We start from the raw sequence: 17,815 nt of genomic DNA, 5'->3' as shown, positions 1-17,815 counted from the left end.
TTTGTAATAGTTTTGTATTCTGGATGGGTTTAGTTTGAGGTGATGACTTTGAAGTTGACGTTGAAGCCCCGGGTAGCGGTTCGCGCGAAGATCAGTTCAGTAGGAACATACGTTCCACCAAAATTGCTGACCAATGCGGATCTTGAGAAGATGGTCGCCACGAGCGACGAATGGATTATCGAACGGACGGGGATTCGCGAGAGGCACGTCGTCGAGAAGGGTGTGGCGACGAGCGACCTTGCGGTAGAGGCCGCGAAGAAGTGTCTTGCGCGGCGCGGGATCGGGGCCGAGGAGGTCGAGGTCATCATCGTCGCGACGGTGACGCCGGATATGTTCTTTCCGGCGACGGCGTGCCTGGTGCAGGACAAGCTGGGGGCGAAGGGCGCGTGGGGATTCGACCTTTCGGCGGCGTGCTCGGGCTTTCTGTATGCGCTGCAGGTGGGCGCGAAGCTGGTGGAGAGCGGCGCGCACAAGAAGGTGATGGTGATTGGCGCGGATGTGATGAGCTCGATTCTGGACTATACGGACCGGACGACCTGTATCCTGTTCGGCGATGGCGCTGGCGCGGTGCTGCTGGAGCCCTGCGAGGGCGATGAGGTCGGTCTGGTCGACTATGTCCACGAGATCGATGGGTCGGGGGCTTCGAGTCTTTATATGCCGGGGGGCGGAAGTCTGCATCCCTCGACGGCGGAGACGGTCGCGGCGCGGATGCACTATGTCCACCAGGCGGGCGGCGCGGTGTTCAAGATTGCCGTGCGGAAGATGTCGGAGCTGAGCGAGGCCGTGCTGAAGCGGAACGATCTGACGGCCGAGGATATCGACCTGCTGATTCCGCACCAGGCGAATAAGAGGATCATTCTGGCTACGGCGGAGCGGTTGGAGATGCCGGAGGAGAAGATCATCATCAACATTGGCGAGTTCGGCAATACGACGTGCGGTACGATTCCGCTGGCGATGAACACGGCTCTGGAGCAGGGACGGCTGAAGAAGGGGACGAAGGTGCTGCTAGCGGCGTTCGGGGGCGGGTTTACGGTGGGAGCGACGCTGCTGCAGTGGGAGATGGATTAGCTCGTACTCCAGCTTGTAGGGAACAGGCGGGAAAGACGGATAAGAACGGCTACGGCTCTCTGTTTTGAGCTTCTGGCTCGTTTTTATCCGTTTTTGATTTGTGTGTTTTTTTCTTTCGTCAAGCGAATTCCTGTTGCTTTTATATCTTTTAGATATATATCTTTCGGATATGAAGAGTGATGGTGAGTTCGGGGCTACGGCGCATGCCTTGCTGGGGCTGCTGAGTATCCGGGCGATGTCGGGGTATGACATGCGGCAGATGGTGTCGGAGACGATTGGGCACTTCTGGAGCGAGAGCTATGGGCAGATCTATCCAGCGCTGAAGAAGATGGCCGAGGCGGGGCTGGTGGAGAAGAGGACCGAGACGCAGGAGGGAAGGCCGGACCGGCATGTGTATACGCTGACGGAGGCCGGACGGGCTCGGCTGGCGGGGTGGCTGGAGTTGCCGGTGAAGCGGGATGTGATTCGCAATGAGTTGCTGCTGAAGCTGTTTTTCGGGGCGCATGCCGGCGAAGGGGTGAATCGGGCGCATGTGGCTGCGTACCTGGAGGCTCAGGAGAAGGATGCGGCGATGTTCGCGGGGATGGCGGCGCATCTGCGCAAGACGTATGCGCGGGATCCTCAGATGCCATTCTGGCTGATTACGCTGAGCCGGGGGCGGCATGATGCGCTGGCGAGCGTGGCTTGGGCGAAGGAGACGTTGGAGGTGCTGGATGGATTGGCTTCCTGAGGATGTGAACGCGGTAGCGACAATGGGTGAGGGGGTTCGACATGGCAGGTAGACCGTTGTGGTTTCAGATGTTCCTGTTGCTGCATATTGCGGCGGGGTTTGGGTCGTTTCTGCTGGCACCTATTGCGTTGGCTACGGCCAAGGGCGGCAAGCAGCATAAGCGGTGGGGGATGGTCTACCTGTGGTGCATGGGGATTGTGGCGGGGACGGCTCTGCCGATGGCGATCTTCGCTCCGGTGCTGTTTCTGGCTCTGGTGGCGGTGTTCAGCTTCTATGCGGCGTTCGCGGGGTATCGGGTGCTGCGGCTGAAGGAGCTGGCGCGCGGCGGGAAGGCGCAGCCGATCGACTGGATTGCGGCGGTGGTGACGTTCTGCTCGAGCGCGCTGCTGGCTTGGCTGGGGTGGTTTCACGCGGAGAAGATCCAGGTGATTCCGGTGGTGGGGGTTGTGTTTGGGGTGATCGGGATGCGGCTGGCGTATGGGCAGATGAAGACATTTATCCGGAAGCCCACGGAGAAGATGTTCTGGTGGTACTCGCACCTGGGACTGTTTATCGGAAGCTACATCGCAGCGTGGTCGGCGTTCAGCGCGGTGACGCTGACGCGGGTTCTGGGGAACCAGTGGTATGTGTGGCTGTGGCCGTCGATTGTGGGGATTCCGGCGATTGTGCTGACGACGGCTTATTACAAGAGGAAGTTTGCGCCGAAGGTGAAGGTGGCGGCTGCTTAGCCATCACGACAAAGGACACTGGATCGAAGGAGAAAGCGGATAAGGACAGACAACGGCATTGTTGTCTGTCCTTATCCGCTTTGATCCTGTTTTCTTTGCGCTACACGGGTGGGGCGGGCGATGGGGTTGGCGTCGCTGCCGGTGTAGCTGGCGAGGCCGGGATCGGTGGGGTGTCGGGGGGAAGGGGCCGGCGGCCGGCGGGTTCGGGGGTGTCTTCGGCTTGTTCGATGTCGCCGGGGTTGAAGATCGTTGCGTTTTTGGGGAGGGTCATGCGGCCCTTGGTGAGATAGCCGACGGTAAGGGCTCCGGCGAACTCGGGCTGGAGGACGATGAGCGGGAGGATGTAGCGCTTGCTCTTGACGACCGATTCGGCCACGCCGTCGACGGCGTGGCTGCGGGGGATGCTGCCGGGGACCTGTGGGATGACGAAGGCCGTCATGTGCAGCTCGGGGTGCTTGTTGCCGTATTTGACGAGCGATTTGGCGACCTGCTTGGGGGTAGTGATGCCGAGGTCGGCGAGGATGCTGCGGTGGACGGCGCCGGGGAAGTTCATGTTGATGAGGGCACGGGAGAAGTCGGCGCAGTTGTGGACGAAGAGGTTGAAGTGGCCGACGTTGCGGCGGTCGTTGTAGTAGGCGATGAGCCGCTCGTCCTGCTCGGGGGTGGTGTCGACCTGGAAGCCATGCATCTTGCGGATGTAGGACTCGCCGACGAGCTGATCCCACTCGCCGCCGGGGACGGAGCCGTCGGGTTTGGGGGGTGCGAGCTCCTGGAGGTGGGCGCGCCAGTAGGCCTCGCGGATGGTGTCGGCCTGCTCCTTGTCGACCGAAGCGGGCACCTGGGTGACGTCGTCGACGGCATAGAGATAGGCGACGAGCGGCATGGCGATCCAGTCTTCGTGGTGGATCTTGTGGTAGCGGCTGATGACGGTGCCGAGCTCGCCGGGGCGGCAGGCGCGGAGCTGGGTGGGTGTTTCGGCGCAGACGTGGTTGAGGTAGATAGCGGCGTGGCCGGTGGGGTTGAAGGAGCCGAAGTGACCGTAGGGCTCTTCCATGAGCAGGGCGACCGAGCCGTGGGTGCAGGCTGCGGCGATCAGGAGGCCGAGGGCCGGGAGAATCATCGTGAGGCGAGGCTTGGGAATGGTCTTGCTCCTCTGGAACGGAATCAGGCGGCCGGCTGGCGAAACCGGACGTTCACGGATTTTGATGTTTTGTAGATTCTTACAAATGCTATGACGCAGAAAACAATGATGACGGACCACAGTGTGACGAGAAAAGGGACTGCCCAGCGCTGGGAGAACTTTGCCCAGAGCGAAAGGACCTGTTTGCCATAGTGGATGCCCAGCCAGAGGGCGATGATGTGGCGGCCGAGGCGGCTGAGGGTGAAGGTCCACATGAATTTCTCGCGGGACATCCGGAGGGCTCCGGCGGCGAGGACGAAGGGGCTGAGTGGCATGGGTGGGGGCAGGATGGCGGGTAGGGCGACGGCGAGGATGTTGTGATCCTCCATCCACTGGGTGACGCGTTTGAAGACCCGGGGCGGCACGCGTTTTTCGAGGAAGGCCATGCCTCCGGACTGGCCGACCTGGTAGGAGACGAAGCCTCCGATGGCGGAGCCGAAGGTGGCGAGGAAGACAAGCAGGCAGGCCTGGAGCCAGCCGTCTCGCTGGGCCGCGACGACGACGATCATGATGTCGGTGAGGCCGGGGATGGGGAGGGGGATGAAGGACGAGTCGACGATGGAGACGAGGAAGATGCCGAAGATGCCGAGGGAAAGGAAGAGATGGAGGAGCGGGTTGGAGTGGTGATGCGCTGGGGCAAGCGACGCAAGGATAGAGCCGGGGGCGGCTGCCTGGTGCAGGATGGCGAGCGGATGCGTCATTAGGGGTTCAGACGCGCAGTTGGGGGGAGAAGTTCCGGTATGTTTTGGATTTACTGCTAAGTTGTTAGAAAACGGAGCTTTGGAAGTGGAGGGAGAGCTCCGATGGAGGCTGCCTGTGCGCGAAAGAACTCGATGGCCTGGATGCAGTCGGGGTTGAGGATGTAGTGGATGTTCTCGTGGAGGTAGTGGCGGATGACGCCTGGCGGGATGGAGATGCGTGTGGTCCACTCGCGGACGATGTCTTCGCGATGGGCGAGGCCGGCGTCGCGGGATGCGGTGAGATCGCTGTGGAGGCGGGTGGCGGATTCGGGCGTGAGGGCTTCGGGGCGGACGGCCCAGACGGCGGCGACCCAGGGGAGATGGGTGTGATTGGTCCACTGCTCGGCGATGTCGATCCAGGTGCAGGGGCCGATGCGGGCTTCGATGGTGTGGCGGTTTTCGATGGCGAGGAGGGCTGGGTCGCCGATGAGGAGGGCGGCGTCGGCCTGGGTGAGCATGGCGACGGGGTCAGCGGACATGGGCGGGAGGAAGAGGGGATCGGAGGCGAGGAAGCTGCGGAAGAGGATCTGGGTGTAGGCGAGGGAGCTGCGGGAGGCTGTGTCGGTGGCGATGGTGCGGACGTCTTCGAGGGGGCGGTTGCCGCGGACGATGAGCTGGATGGAGCGGACCTTGTGAAGGCTGGCGATGGTGCATCCGGGGACGATGGCGAGGTCTTCGGTGAGGGCGGCGATGGGGATGAGGCCGAGATCGGCGCGACCGGCGAGGAGATCGGCGGCACACTGCGAGGGCAGGGTGTAGTTGACGTCGTAGCGCGTGGCGAGCTCGGCGGCGGCGGGGGCGTGCTCGAAGTTGTAGAGGAGTGGGGCGGGATTGAGGAAGTCGATGGCGGCGATGCGGAGGCGGGGCACAGATCTAGTTTAGCTTGGGTGGCGAAGAAAGAGTGATTTGCCGACGCTGTCAGCGTCTGTTCCTTCGCTCAGGATGACAGGTTTGCGGCTGCGCGGGGGAGGAGCTTCCGAATCGTCAGGCGGGTCGCTTCAGGCTGGCTGGATTTGGGGCCAGTCGGGTGGATAGGCTGCGGACGGGGCGTTCGAGGTAGAGGTAGCTGAGGGTCGCGGTGAGGTAGGTTGCGCCGAGAGCGATGACGGGGATGGCGATGAGCAGGTGGTGGCGGGCGAGGAGGTCGTGCTGGTTCACGAAGAACTGCATTGGCAGGTAGTGGAAGAGGTAGAAGGAGTACGAGATGCGGCCGATGCCGGTGAAGCCGGGGTGAGAGAAGATGCGCGTGGCGATGGCGCGCGGGTCGATGCACATGAGCATGAGGCCGGTGGTGGCGATGCAGTCGAAGGTGAAGCCGACGGTGGTGAAGAGGGGATGGTGGTGGCTGAGGGGCCAGCGTCTGCCGACGAAGAACTCGAGCAGGGCGATGGTCATGATGGGGGTGAAGAAGAGGGAGCGTGAGATGGCGCGGAGGCGCGGTAGGGCGAGGCGCCGGAAGGTTTCGCCGCGCACGATGAGGGCGAGGGCGGCACCGATGAGGTGCGAGTCGAAGCGGGTGAAGGGGTTGTAGTAGAGGAGGTCGGCGGCGAGCAGGCGCGGGTCGGCGTGGAAGAGGAGAAAGACGCGCAGGCCGAGGGTGAGGACGGCACCGATGAGGCAGAGGCGGATGAGGAGGCGGCGGTCTCGGATGAAGAAGAGGGCGAATGGCCAGACGAGGTAGAACTGCTCCTCCTGGGAGAGGGTCCACATGTGGCTGATGGTGGCGTAGAAGCGATGGCCGCTTGCGGAGACGTAGCAGAAGAACGAGGGGTCGGCGTGGTATCCGGCGATGCCGGCGGGGGTGAAGAGATTGCCGAGGCAGACGAGGAAGGAGAAGTTGTAGAGGCTCCAGACCGGGTGCAGGAAGAGCGCGATGAGGAGAAGGATGGCCCAGACGAAGAGGAAGGGGGGCAGGAGGCGGAGAGCTCGCCGGGTGTAGAAGGTGCGGAAGAAGCGTGCGTAGGGGAGCGCGTCGAAGAGGACGCCGGTGATGAGGAAGCCGGAGAGGACGAAGAAGAGGTCGATGGCGGACGATCCCCAGAAGAGGACCGGGTAGATCTGCGGCCAGGCGATGTTGAGGTAGTGGGCAAGGCAGACGACGAGGATGGCGAGGCCGCGGAGGCCATCGAAGGCGGGGTAGTAGGGGCGCAGGAGGGATTTCGCTGTCGGGTGCGATATGGTGGATTCGACGCGCGTGTCCGGTAAGGGCATGGGTAATTCAAAGCGTACCTCAGCAGAGCTTCAGGAGGGCAGGATGGGTGTTCAAGAGGGGGCGGCGGCAGAGATGCGCCGTCTGGGGTGGATGGCGTTGATGCTGACGCCGGGGATGGGAACCAAGGGGATTCACAAGGCGGTCGAGCGGCTGGGTGGGGAGCCGGAGCGGCTTTTTGCGGCTTCGCTGACGGAGCTGGAAGGGTTGCGGATTCCGGCGAAGGCGGCGCAGTTTTTGGCGGATGGGCGTGCTCGGGCGGCTGCTGAGGATGAGATCCGGCGCGTGGATGAGGCGGGCGGGTGTGTGATTTCGTTTGAAGATGATGCGTATCCGGCGAGGCTGCGGGAGATCTTCGATCCGCCGGCGGTGCTTTGGGTGAGGGGGAACCTGGAGGCGCTGAGCCGGGCGGGGATCGCGGTGGTGGGGACGCGGCAGCCGAGTCCGTATGGGGCGGGGATGGCGGAGCGGCTGTCGCGGGATCTGGCGCTGCGGAAGCTGGTGATTCTGAGTGGGATGGCGCGGGGGGTGGACACGGCGGCGCATAAGGGCGCGATCGAAGCAGGCGGAACGACGGTTTCGGTGTGGGGGACGGGGATCGATGTGATCTATCCGAAGGAAAACAAGAGGCTTGCGGAGCAGATTGTGGCGTGTGGGGGCGCGGTGATCAGTGAGTATCCGATGGGGACGTTTCCGGCACCGCAGAACTTTCCGATTCGCAACCGGATTTTGAGCGGGATGAGCGTGGGGGTGCTGGTGATTGAGGCGGCGGAGTACTCTGGGACGAGGATTACGGCGCGATGCGCGATGGAGCAGAACCGGGACGTCTACGCCGTGCCGGGGAACGTGACGAACAAGAACGCCTGGGGGCCTAACACGCTGATTAAACAGGGCGCTAAGCTGACGGCGAGCTGGGAAGATGTGTGGGAGGATCTGCCGCCGGAGATCCGGGTTGGGCTGGAGGGCGATGAATCGAAGGTAAAGGAGAGTGCATCCTTATTTAGCGACGTGGCTGCTCCGGTGGCGATGGGGGAGCACGAGCGCGTTGTGTTCGACAGGCTGAGGCAGGATGAGGCGATGCAACTCGACGACCTGATGGAAGGGTTGGAGGGTGTGCTGGGTTCTCCGGAGATCTTTACGGCGCTGTTCGAGCTGGAGCTGAGTGGACGTGTGAGGCAGTTGCCGGGGAAGAATTATGTGCGGACAATCTGAGGGGCGTTGAACCTTTTTGGTTTGTCGAGCGTTCTAATGGGTGATTACCGCCGTTGTGGAAACGTAGAAACAAGCGCAGATCCCCTTGGGGGATGACAACCGGACGGGCGACGGGAAAGGCTGTTCCATCCATAGATTTTGAGGTGGGATGAAAATGGCCGATTGGATTGTTTTCGGCAAGTCGTGTTAGGTTCGCAATGAAACAGGTGGATTTGGAGCGCGAAGCAATTGGGTTTCGCGGCTCTGGTGGAACGAAGGGAAGAAATGGCTAAATCTTTGGTGATCGTCGAGTCGCCTGCCAAGGCGAAGACGATCAATAAATATCTCGGGAATGAGTTCATTGTGGAGGCCTCGCTTGGCCACATCATGGACCTGCCGAAGAACGACATCGGCGTCGAGCTGAAGAAGCGGACGTTCGAGCCGACACTGATTGTGTCGCCTGGAAAAGAGAAGATCGTAGAGCGGTTGCAGAAGCTGGCGGCGAAGGCAGACTTTGTGTACCTGGCACCGGATCCCGATCGCGAAGGCGAGGCGATTGCCGCGCACCTCGCGATCCAGTTGCTGCCGATGATGAAGGACAAGAGCAAGCTGCGGCGTGTGACCTTCAACGAAATTACGCAGAAGGCTGTGAAGGCCGCGTTCCTGCTGGCTCGCGATGTGGACGAGAACCTTGTGGACGCGCAGCAGACGCGTCGTGTGCTGGATCGCCTGGTGGGTTACCAGGTTTCGCCTCTGCTGTGGGACAAGGTTCGCCGCGGGTTGAGTGCGGGGCGTGTGCAGACCGTGGCGCTGCGTTTGATTGTGGAACGCGAGAGCGAGATCAATGCGTTTCAGCCGGTGGAGTACTGGAACATCGGAGCTCGGCTGAAGGCTGGCGGCACGGAGTTCGGCGCGAAGTTCACGGGCATCGACGGGCAGGTTGCGCGTGTTTCCAACGGCGTGGACAAGGAGGGGAAGGAACAGTTTCTCTCCGGGGCGCTGGCGAATGGCGAGCTGACGGAAGCGGTCGTTGCGCAGTTGAAGAAGGCAAAGTGGACGGTTGCGTCCGTGGAGCGCAAGGAGCGGAAGCGGAATCCGACGGCTCCTTATACGACGTCGAAGCTGCAGCAGGATGCGGCGGGACGGCTGGGCTTCAATGTACGGCGCACGATGGGTGTGGCGCAGAGATTGTATGAAGGCGTGGAGATTGGCGCGGATGGGACGGTCGGTCTCATTACGTACATGCGTACCGATTCGACGCGCGTCTCGGCCGATGCGGTGACCGAGGCCCGGGAGTATGTCGGGAAGAAGCATGGCGAGAAGTATCTGCCGAAGGAACCACTGGATTATAAGGGCAAGAAAGACGCGCAGGACGCCCACGAGGCGATTCGTCCGACGCATGTGGAGTACACGCCGGAGTCGATTCGCGGCTTCCTATCGGAGGAGCAGTACAAGCTCTACAACCTGATCTGGCAGAAGTTTGTCTCGTCGCAGATGACGCCGGCGGTGTTCGACCAGACGACGGTGGAGATTGCGGCCAAGGCGGACAAGACGTACGACTTCCGCGTGTCGGGTTCGATCATGAAGTTCGATGGCTTCCTGGCGGTCTGGGAGAATGCGTCGGAAGATACGACTCTGCCGGATGTGGTTGCCGGGCAGGCGCTCGCGGTTGATGGGATCGATCCGGAGCAGAAGTTTACGGAGCCACCGCCGCGCTACAACGAAGCGAGTCTGGTGAAGGTGCTGGAAGAGCAGGGGATCGGGCGTCCTTCGACGTACGCGTCGATCATCAATACGATTCAGGATCGCGACTATGTGAAGAAGATCCAGGGCAAGTTCGTCCCGACGGAGATCGGCACGGTCGTGACGGGGCTGCTGGTGAAGAACTTTCCTTACATCTTCGATGCGCAGTACACGGCGAAGCTTGAGGGCGAGCTGGACGCGGTCGAAGAGGGCAAGGAGCGCTGGACGGACCTGCTGAAGGGGTTCTACGGGCACTTTGAGGAAGAGCTCGAAGTGGCCAGCGAGAACATGGAAGACATCAAGCGGAGCGAGGTGCAGACGGAGGAGATCTGCGACAAGTGCGGCAGTCCGCTGATTCTGAAGTGGGGCAAGTTCGGCAGCTTCTTTGCCTGCTCGGCTTTCTCGAAGGCGAAGCCGGTGACGGTGGCGGCGAGTACATGGAAGAAGGATCCGAAGGCCGTGGTCAAAGCGATTACGGCGAAGTTCCCGTATCCGATGCTGGTGAAGCCGTTTGTCTCGGATCTTCATGAGCAGCCGGTGAAGGCTGAGAACCAGAAGGAGCTGATTGCCGCGGTGAATGCTGCCGGCGGCGGTTCGGCGAAGGTGGTGGTTGAGCCGGATAGCTGCGACTTTACCAAGGAGAACTTCGCGGCGAAGCCGGATCTGACGGCTCCGGGCGCGGATGCCGAGGCGGAGGAGGAGTTCTGCGATAACTGCGGGCGGGTGATGGTGCTGAAGAATGGACCGTGGGGTCCGTTCATGAGCTGCCCGGGTTACTCGGACGATCCGCCGTGCAAGACGATCCGCAAGCTGACGCAGAAGGTGCAGCAGAAGCCTCCGGTGGAGCTGGAAGAGGCGTGCCCGAAGTGCGGGAAGCCGTTGCTGCTGCGGAATGGTTCGTATGGCGAGTTCATCTCGTGCTCGGGCTATCCGAAGTGCAAGTATGTGAAGCAGGAGCTGCTGGAGGTGCCTTGCCCGAAGTGTGGCGGGGATATCGCAGCGCGGAAGACGAAGCGGGGCGATACGTTCTACGGATGCACGAAGTATCCGAAGTGCGATTTTGCCTCGAACATCAAGCTAGTGAATGAGCCCTGTCCGAAGAAGAACTCGACGTATCTGCTGGAGTTGACGAACAGCGAGGGGACGTTCCTGGTATGTCCGCACAACCACGACGGTTTGCCGAAGAAGCGCGCCAAGAAGGGTGCTCCGGAGGAGCCGCCACCGGCGATTACCTGCAACTATAAGAAGAAGATCGCGGAGCCGGCTCCGGAGCCGGTGGAAGAGGTTGTGGAGAGCGCTGCGTAAGGGTTTTCGGGTGGCCTGACGTTGACCGGGAGGAGTTTCCTGCCGGCCGACGTCAGGGCTACCCGATTTCGTTGCGCAGGGCTGATATATCTCGTCGTTGGCTTTTCGTGGACAATTCTGTTACAAACGCTGGACGGCTGCTTTTCGGCGCGGGTACGTTCCGCGCGGTGCTCAGGTCCGTGGAGGTTTCAAAACTGGTTATGGCTAAGGCAGTCTGGAATGGTCAGACGATCGCTGAGAGCGAGACGTTTGAGATGGTTGAAGGCAATGTCTATTTCCCCGAAGAGTCGGTCAAGCGGGAGTTTCTGCGAGCCAGTTCTACGACGTCAAGCTGCCCATGGAAGGGGCAGGCGCGTTACTACACGCTGATCGTGGACGGCCAGGATAACCCGGATGCAGCCTGGTACTACCCCGATCCGAAGCCCTCGGCACGCAATGTGAAGCACCATGTGGCCTTCTGGCGTGGGGTTGAAGTCACCAAATAAAGATTGAACGGCTCACTCAAAGCGAGGCGTTACCAGGATCAAAGAGATGAGAGGCGGATCAGTCCAAGCAAGAGCTTGGCTTGTCCGCCTTTCGTTTTTCATTTGTCCCTTCCGAGTTGCTGTTAGAAGGCCTCAGCCTGATCGAGCGGCAACCGTACCTGGAAGCAGGTGGTGTTGGGGATGCTGGTGTCGACCGTGACGTAGCCGAAGTGCTTGCCGACGATGCGCTGGACGGTGTCGAGACCGAGGCCGAGGCCCTGGCCGACTGGTTTGGTGGTGAAGAACGGCTCGAAGATGCGGGATTTGAGGGCGTCGGAGATGCCCGGGCCGGAGTCCGCTACCTCGACCAGCGCATACTGGCCGGCGAGGTGAGTGGTGAGGCGCAGGGTGCCGCGGGGGGCATCGGGGCTGACGACCGGGTTGCGGTCGATGGCGTCGATGGCGTTCTCGATCAGCGCGGTCCAGACCTGATTGAGCTCCGAGCCATAAGCCCGGAGGGTGGGCATGGCACGATCGAAGTTGACCTCGACGGCGATGCCGCGCAGGCGCGCGTTGAACATCGCCAGTGTGTTTTCAAGGCTTTGCGCGATGTCGACCTCCTGGATCGGAGCCTGATCCATGTAGGAGTAGTCCTTGATGGCGGAGATGAGGTCGAAGATGCGGACTGTGGAGTTGAGGACCGTTTCCGCCATGCGTTCGACGCGCAGGGCGCTGGCGAAGGCGGAGACGGCGAGCGGCAGAAGCTCAGGCGAGGACATATCGGCGAGTTCCTGGAGCTGATCGACGCCGATGGTGGTCTCGGCGAGCGAGGGCGCGATCTTCCAGGGGTCGGGGACGTGATGCTGTTCAAGCCAGGCGGAGATGGCGTCTTCGCGGTCGGCAAGCTGGAGCGAACCGGATTCGACGGGCTGGATGGGCGAGTCGCCGAGGCCGAGCCGGGTCTGGTTGACCCAGTTCATGTAGGCGTTGCATGTGGGCTGGTCGAGGCCGAGTTCGCCGAGCCGGTACTTGTGCTTGCCGTACTCGCCGAGCTCCGTGAAGAGGGAGGCGGCGGACCGCTGGGCGGCGGAGGCGGGGTTGTTGAGCTCGTGGGCGAGGTTCGCGGCGAGCTTGCCGAGGGCCTGGAGCTTCTCGGTCTGCTGCTCCATGCGGGTGAACTCGCGGACGCGGTCGAGCAGGATGGAGACGGAGCGCTGTCCCATGGAGGGGATGGCGGCGAGCAGCTCGGGGAAGAGCGACTCGTGGATGCGGAGGGACCAGATGGAGCCCACGGAGTAGCCCTCGCCGCCGTAGGTCTTCATGCGCGAGAAGGGCAGTTTGCCGGTCATCTGGCCTGCGCGGCCGATGAAGAGCGAGACGGATCCGCCGCGGCGGCGCCGTACCTGGATCTCTCCGGTGAGGATGAACTCGAGCGTGTTGGCGGGCTCGCCCTCCTCGAAGAGCAGGGTTCCGTCTTCGCCGACGACCTCTGTGCCGTGGGTGGCGATCCAGGTGTACTCCTCGTCGGTGAGGCCTTCGAGGGCGGGGACGGAGCGGAGCGCTTCGACGATCTGCGGGACGGGGGTTGGTTGCTCGGGCGCATGCGGGAGGCGTCGGCCCTCTTTATAGGTGGGTTCGGAGAGATCGAGTTGTGGGGTCGTGGCCATGAGGGACACCTTTCTGGAGCCGGTGCTTCTGGTCTCGGCGGCGGCTGGGGAGCGCACATGCCGCGGAGAGGGGGTACCCGGGGGTTGGGCTGGCGTTTCCGGGTCGCGTGACGGAGTTTAAACCGAATTCACATGATAGATGACTTTGAGGCATACGAGGTTACGGTGTTTTTGGTTCCGTATGGCGGTCGTGGATTTCCTGCTGGCGCATCGGCATGGAATCGATGGTTTGGAGGAGGGTCCGGATGGGGATCGGGGTTTGGGAACGGAGCTTTTCGCCGCCGTCCTTGCCGAGGAGGACGACGGTGAAGGAGTTGGGTGGGATGTGGAAGCGCCGGCGGGCGGCGGCAGCGGCTTCGGGTTCCATGTGGGCGCTGGTGCCTGGGACGCATGCTGGTCTTGCCTCGGACGTGCTGGTGAGTGGGACCAGGAGGACTTCACGCTCCTGCAACTCGGATTGGTCCGCGGCAACGAGGTGAAGCTGCCGGAGGAAGTCCGGATCCTTGCCGGTGGGGGCGAAGACGAGAAGAGGCCGGTAGCGATCGCGCATTGTCTCCAGGGTGACGGTCGCGGGATCGTCGGCGCGGTGTTGCGCAGGCGTCAGCATGGCGAAGAATAGGAGAATATGCGCTCGCATGGCCACAAGAATAGCACGGGAGAATCCGCCGCGAATCCCTCATGCGAAGGGGGAAAGAACCATTCTTTTCGATGGTCAGGGAAGGAGGTAGGCATCGAAGTCTCCTTTGGAGCCTGCGTAGCGGTAGGAGCTGAAGGCGGCCCGGAAGGCGGGGTCGCGGTTGAACCAGGCGAGGAGGTCGTCGTGGCGGTCTTCGATGACCTGGCACTGGACGCTGGGGTCCTGGCAGCGGTTGATGAGGATGAGCTGAGGGTGCCAGCGGTTGAGGTCTTCGACCATGAAGCGGTGCTGGAGGGCTTCGAGCTCGGCGAGGCGGGCTGGGGGGATGATGTGCTGGGGGCGTGGGCCGGACTCGTTGCGGAGGAGCGCGGGGAGGATCCAGAGGTTGTTGGTGCGCTGCGCCCAGAGGAGGTGGTACTTGGCGGTGGGCATGACGGTGTCGTCGACGGAGGTGGTGAGAATGGCGACGGGGGTGTTGGGGGCGAGGTCGGTGAAGAAGGATTCGTCGGGGGCGTCGATGGGGAAGGAACGGGAGGGGATGAAGGGGTAGTTGGTGAAGTGGGCCGTGAGGCCGAGGGCTAGGAGGGAGAGCGAGAGTGCAGCCACGGGAGCGCAGGTGGGAACGATGAGTTCGTCCCAGGCGTCGGCAAGTTGGAGGGCGAGGGCGGCGGCGAAGAATGACAGCGCCGGGATCTGCTGGTAGTACCAGCCGGTGCCCTGGAGATAGTAGGCAGCGGTGCTGGCGAGGCCTGCGGCAAAGAGGAATGCGATGGTGAGACCGCTCTCGCGCCAGCCCTTGCGAAGGTAGAGTGCGAGCACACTCAGTGCTAGGAGATGCAGCTGAATCGCTTCGCCGGCGAGTTGCAGCGGGGTGAGGTGGCCGATGGCCCAGTAGACATCTTTGAGCAGGGGGACGACCTGGGTGAGGTAGTCGGGGGTGAGGGTGCGGACGGCGGCAAGATAGAGGGCACCGGTGGCCAGGATCGTGACGAGTTCCGGGCGGAAGAGTCTGCGTTTCCGGGTGGAGGCCAGGAGGAGAAGCTCGGAGGTGAGAACGAGCAGGGCGTTGTGGGGCTTGAGGCAGATGCCGATCGCGGCGGCCAGGGCAATGAGGATGCGTGTGGCGATGGAGAGACAGGTGGCGGTATTCCCATATCTCAGGTGCGAGATGTGGGGCACCCGGTTTTGTTGGCTGGCATCCAATGCGGCGGCTAATACGTAGGGTAGGCAGAGGATGGCGAGCAGATGGTCGCGCTGGCCGAAGTCGCGTGCAGGCATGACGGCGTAGATGACCACATATGCGAAGGTCAGAAACCAGCGCGTGTTCGCCTTCATGCCGGGGTAAAGACCTTGTAGGATTCTGTGGCTGAGGAGCGCGGAGGTGAGCTCGATGGCGACGACCGCAAGCTTGAACAGCACCGTGATGGGGATGTGTGTGAGTTGCGCGATATGCGCGAGCAGCAAGGACGCACCCATGATCAACGGTGGATTGGACTCGAACAGCTCGGGTCCGTAGAGCCTGGCTCCGGCGAGCATGCGCTGGGCGACGTAGAGGCACCAGAGCTGGTCATGGCCCACGGGAGGGAAGAGGGCGAGAAGCGCGGCCATGCCGAGAGCGGCGACTGTGAGGATACGAAAGACTTGTCCTCCCTTTGTGGATAGGGTGGCGGAAGCAGCAAGTGGCGGTGTAGTCTGCTGGCGTGGTGGTGTGGGCATAGGGGATATCAAAGCGTTTGCAGCAGACGCGGCATTGGGGATTCGGTTGTCTTGCAGGGCTTGTTCGGGGATGAGAGGGCTGGGAACATTATGCGGGATGTGACGGGTAGTAGACGGTTTGGGTTACGGCTGGGTTTGATTGCCTGTCTTTTTCTTGGCGGACATGTGTGGGCGCAGGAGAATCCGCTGGGACAGGTGGTGACGCCGCAGCCGGCGCCTGCACCGAAGACTCCGGCTGAGGTGAATCCCGCGGTGGTCGGGCCGGATGGGCAACCGCTGGTCAACACGCGGACGGCGCGGTTGCGTGTGGACGCGAGCCTGGTGCTGGTGCCGATGACGGTGACCGATCCGCTGGGACGGCTGGTGACGGGGCTGGAGAAGGAGAACTTCCAGATCTTCGACAATGGCGTGGGACAGACGATCAAGAGCTTCTCGACGGACGATACGCCGATTTCGATCGGCATCATCTTCGATTTGAGCGGCAGTATGAGCTCCAAGTTTATCCGCGCGCGGAAGGCGTTGACGGAGTTTCTGCGCACCTGCAACCCGCAGGATGAGTTCTTCGTTGTGGGGTTCAACGACCGGCCGGCGGTGATCGTCGACTATACGTCCGATGTAGACGATGTAGAGGCGCGGATGGTGATGTTGAAGCCCGAAAATCGCACAGCGTTAATCGATGCGGTGTATTTGGGCGTCAATAAGCTGAGGTCCGCGAAGCAGGAGAGGAGGGCGCTGTTGATTATCTCGGATGGTGGCGATAACCGGAGCCGTTATACCGAGGGGGAGCTGCGCCGCGTGGTGCGGGAGAGCGATCTGCAGATCTACTCCATCGGCATCTTCGACCAGTACGCGCCGACGCAGGAGGAGCAGATGGGACCGATTTTACTGACGGACGTGTGCGAGATGACGGGCGGGCGTTTGTTCAAGGTCGGGGATCTTGGCGACCTGGGCGATATCGCGACGCGCATCTCGGCCGAGCTGCGGAACGAATATGTGGTGGGGTACAAGCCTTCGGAGGTGAGGAAGGACGGGAACTGGCGTAAATTGAAGGTGCGGCTGCTTCCTCCGCCGGGCCTGCCTCAACTGACGGTTCACAATCGACAGGGGTATTATGCCCCCTCGCAGTAGAGCCGGTTTGCATTGATTTGGAAAGCGAGAACCAGACGAAGGATGGACGTGAGCGACGATTCGAGGTGGGGTTGGATAAGGTGCATCCAAGGGAGAAAGATGTCGTTCGTGGACCTGAGGGGTACTATGCACCGTCGCGGTAAGTTTTTTGCGGGTTTGATGATGATGGGGATGCTTTGCACGGCGCCGGTTTGGGGCCAGGCGCCTGTGCAGCCGTCGCTGACGGTGGATCGCGACGTCGCGCCTTCGCCCGATCCGGATCCGGTGGTGAAGCCGCAGGATGGTTCGACGCAGGGCGTTGGGCTGGGCCAGGTGCAGGGCAGCGCGGGCAAGTACACGCTGCGGCAGGATGCCTACGAGGTCGCGTTGAACGCGACGGTGCTCGACCAGGGCGGGCGCGCGATCCAGACGCTGACGAAAGACGACTTTCGCGTGTATGAAGATGGAGTGCCGCAGACGATCTCGGGATTTCGTCACGAGGATCTGCCGGTGTCGCTGGGGATTCTTATCGATAGTTCGGGGTCGATGTACGACAAGCGCGCGGCGGTCGATCAGGCTTCGCTCGACTTCGTGAAGCTTTCGAACAAGGCGGATGAGGCGTTTCTGGTGGACTTCTCGTGGGAGGCGTTCATCGACCAGGACTTCACCAACGATGTGAGCAAGCTGCAGCAGGGTCTGAGCTTCATCAAGTCGAGCGGAGGTACGGCGATCTATGATGCGCTGGTGGCCTCGGCGGACTATCTGCAGAAGAACGCGAAGCATCCGAAGCAGGTGCTGCTGGTGGTGACGGATGGCGAGGACAATGCGTCGTCGTCGACGCTGGAGCAGGCGATCCGCAGGATTCAGGATCTGGATGGGCCGGTGATCTACTGCGTGGGGCTGCTGTTCGGCTCGGATGTGAACAAGGGCGAGGCGAGGCATGCGCGGCGGGTGCTGGAGTCGCTGGCGGAGCAGACGGGCGGCGCGGCGTACTTCCCGAAGTCGATCAAGGAGGTCGACGGCATCGCGGCGCAGGTGGCCGAGGATATCCGGACGCAGTACTCGATTGCTTACCGGTCGACGAACCCACCGGAGAAGGGCGGATATCGCCAGGTGCATGTGGAGGCCAAGGGCAAGGGAACCGGGAAACTTTCGGTGAGGACGCGTACGGGGTACTTCCCGAAGACGGCGTCTTCGGGAAACAAGGATGCAGGGTTCAGTACGACTCCGAAGAAGCCCTAGTTTTGGCATCTGTTCCGATGCGCGTCTGCGGAAGGCCGGATTCCTATCCAATCGCCAGAGCTATTTCCACGAACAGAAGATCAAACGC

Annotated in this window: 15 protein-coding genes; 8 read left to right on the top strand and 7 right to left on the bottom strand. The window is 62.1% G+C overall.

The window, feature by feature from the left end; all coding sequences use genetic code 11:
* Positions 1-42: 42 nt before the first annotated feature.
* From BM400_RS18690 to BM400_RS18680, 3 genes are all read left to right on the top strand, one after another.
* Positions 43-1,068 carry a beta-ketoacyl-ACP synthase III gene (locus BM400_RS18690; protein WP_089842574.1) on the top strand — a complete coding sequence of 342 codons (1,026 nt, stop codon included), beginning with the start codon at positions 43-45 and terminating at the stop codon, positions 1,066-1,068.
* 169 nt (positions 1,069-1,237) lie between these two features.
* Entirely contained in the window at positions 1,238-1,798 is a 561-nt protein-coding gene (locus BM400_RS18685) for a PadR family transcriptional regulator (protein ID WP_089842571.1), read from the top strand.
* A 41-nt stretch (positions 1,799-1,839) separates the two neighbouring features.
* Positions 1,840-2,526, top strand: a complete 687-nt coding sequence (locus BM400_RS18680; protein WP_089842568.1) for a DUF2306 domain-containing protein — start codon at positions 1,840-1,842, stop codon at positions 2,524-2,526.
* A gap of 100 nt (positions 2,527-2,626) precedes the next feature.
* Here BM400_RS18680 and BM400_RS18675 read toward each other — a convergent pair whose 3' ends face one another.
* The 4 genes from BM400_RS18675 to BM400_RS18660 all read right to left on the bottom strand — a co-directional run bounded on the left by BM400_RS18675 (position 2,627) and on the right by BM400_RS18660 (position 6,657).
* Positions 2,627-3,646, bottom strand: a complete 1,020-nt coding sequence (locus tag BM400_RS18675; protein WP_175529141.1) for a hypothetical protein — start codon at positions 3,644-3,646, stop codon at positions 2,627-2,629.
* Between the two features lie 44 nt (positions 3,647-3,690).
* A complete protein-coding gene (locus tag BM400_RS18670; protein ID WP_089842565.1) occupies positions 3,691-4,407 on the bottom strand; it encodes a YqaA family protein in 717 nt (238 codons plus the stop codon).
* Positions 4,408-4,463: 56 nt separating this feature from the next.
* Positions 4,464-5,315 carry a menaquinone biosynthetic enzyme MqnA/MqnD family protein gene (locus BM400_RS18665; RefSeq protein WP_089842562.1) on the bottom strand — a complete coding sequence of 284 codons (852 nt, stop codon included), beginning with the start codon at positions 5,313-5,315 and terminating at the stop codon, positions 4,464-4,466.
* Between the two features lie 115 nt (positions 5,316-5,430).
* Positions 5,431-6,657: an acyltransferase family protein gene (locus BM400_RS18660; RefSeq protein ID WP_089842560.1), complete on the bottom strand. Its 1,227-nt coding sequence runs from the start codon at positions 6,655-6,657 to the stop codon at positions 5,431-5,433.
* 43 nt (positions 6,658-6,700) lie between these two features.
* On the opposite strand from BM400_RS18660, the gene dprA reads away from it, so the two are divergent.
* The 3 genes from dprA to BM400_RS18645 all read left to right on the top strand — a co-directional run bounded on the left by dprA (position 6,701) and on the right by BM400_RS18645 (position 11,379).
* On the top strand, positions 6,701-7,867 hold the full coding sequence (gene dprA, locus BM400_RS18655; RefSeq protein ID WP_089842557.1) for a DNA-processing protein DprA: 1,167 nt from the start codon (positions 6,701-6,703) through the stop codon (positions 7,865-7,867).
* A 264-nt stretch (positions 7,868-8,131) separates the two neighbouring features.
* Positions 8,132-10,894, top strand: a complete 2,763-nt coding sequence (gene topA / locus BM400_RS18650) for a type I DNA topoisomerase (protein ID WP_089842554.1) — start codon at positions 8,132-8,134, stop codon at positions 10,892-10,894.
* A 200-nt stretch (positions 10,895-11,094) separates the two neighbouring features.
* A complete protein-coding gene (locus BM400_RS18645) occupies positions 11,095-11,379 on the top strand; it encodes a DUF427 domain-containing protein (protein WP_089842551.1) in 285 nt (94 codons plus the stop codon).
* A gap of 122 nt (positions 11,380-11,501) precedes the next feature.
* Here BM400_RS18645 and BM400_RS18640 read toward each other — a convergent pair whose 3' ends face one another.
* The 3 genes from BM400_RS18640 to BM400_RS18630 form a co-directional block, all read right to left on the bottom strand.
* The gene (locus BM400_RS18640; protein ID WP_089842548.1) at positions 11,502-13,025 is read right to left on the bottom strand and encodes an ATP-binding protein; all 1,524 of its coding nucleotides are present in this window, start codon (positions 13,023-13,025) and stop codon (positions 11,502-11,504) included.
* A gap of 160 nt (positions 13,026-13,185) precedes the next feature.
* On the bottom strand, positions 13,186-13,662 hold the full coding sequence (locus BM400_RS18635; protein WP_141224012.1) for a DUF4174 domain-containing protein: 477 nt from the start codon (positions 13,660-13,662) through the stop codon (positions 13,186-13,188).
* A 75-nt stretch (positions 13,663-13,737) separates the two neighbouring features.
* A complete protein-coding gene (locus tag BM400_RS18630; protein ID WP_245782027.1) occupies positions 13,738-15,378 on the bottom strand; it encodes a hypothetical protein in 1,641 nt (546 codons plus the stop codon).
* A 99-nt stretch (positions 15,379-15,477) separates the two neighbouring features.
* On the opposite strand from BM400_RS18630, the gene BM400_RS18625 reads away from it, so the two are divergent.
* Entirely contained in the window at positions 15,478-16,506 is a 1,029-nt protein-coding gene (locus BM400_RS18625) for a VWA domain-containing protein (RefSeq protein WP_245782026.1), read from the top strand.
* A 126-nt stretch (positions 16,507-16,632) separates the two neighbouring features.
* On the top strand, positions 16,633-17,727 hold the full coding sequence (locus tag BM400_RS18620; RefSeq protein WP_089842538.1) for a VWA domain-containing protein: 1,095 nt from the start codon (positions 16,633-16,635) through the stop codon (positions 17,725-17,727).
* The last annotated feature ends 88 nt before the right edge of the window (positions 17,728-17,815 follow it).

The sequence above is a fragment of the Granulicella pectinivorans genome (assembly GCF_900114625.1).
GTDB classification, from domain to species: Bacteria; Acidobacteriota; Terriglobia; order Terriglobales; family Acidobacteriaceae; genus Edaphobacter; species Edaphobacter pectinivorans.
The sequence above is the reverse complement of the archived record's forward strand: the minus strand, read 5'-3'. Positions and strand labels throughout refer to the sequence as shown.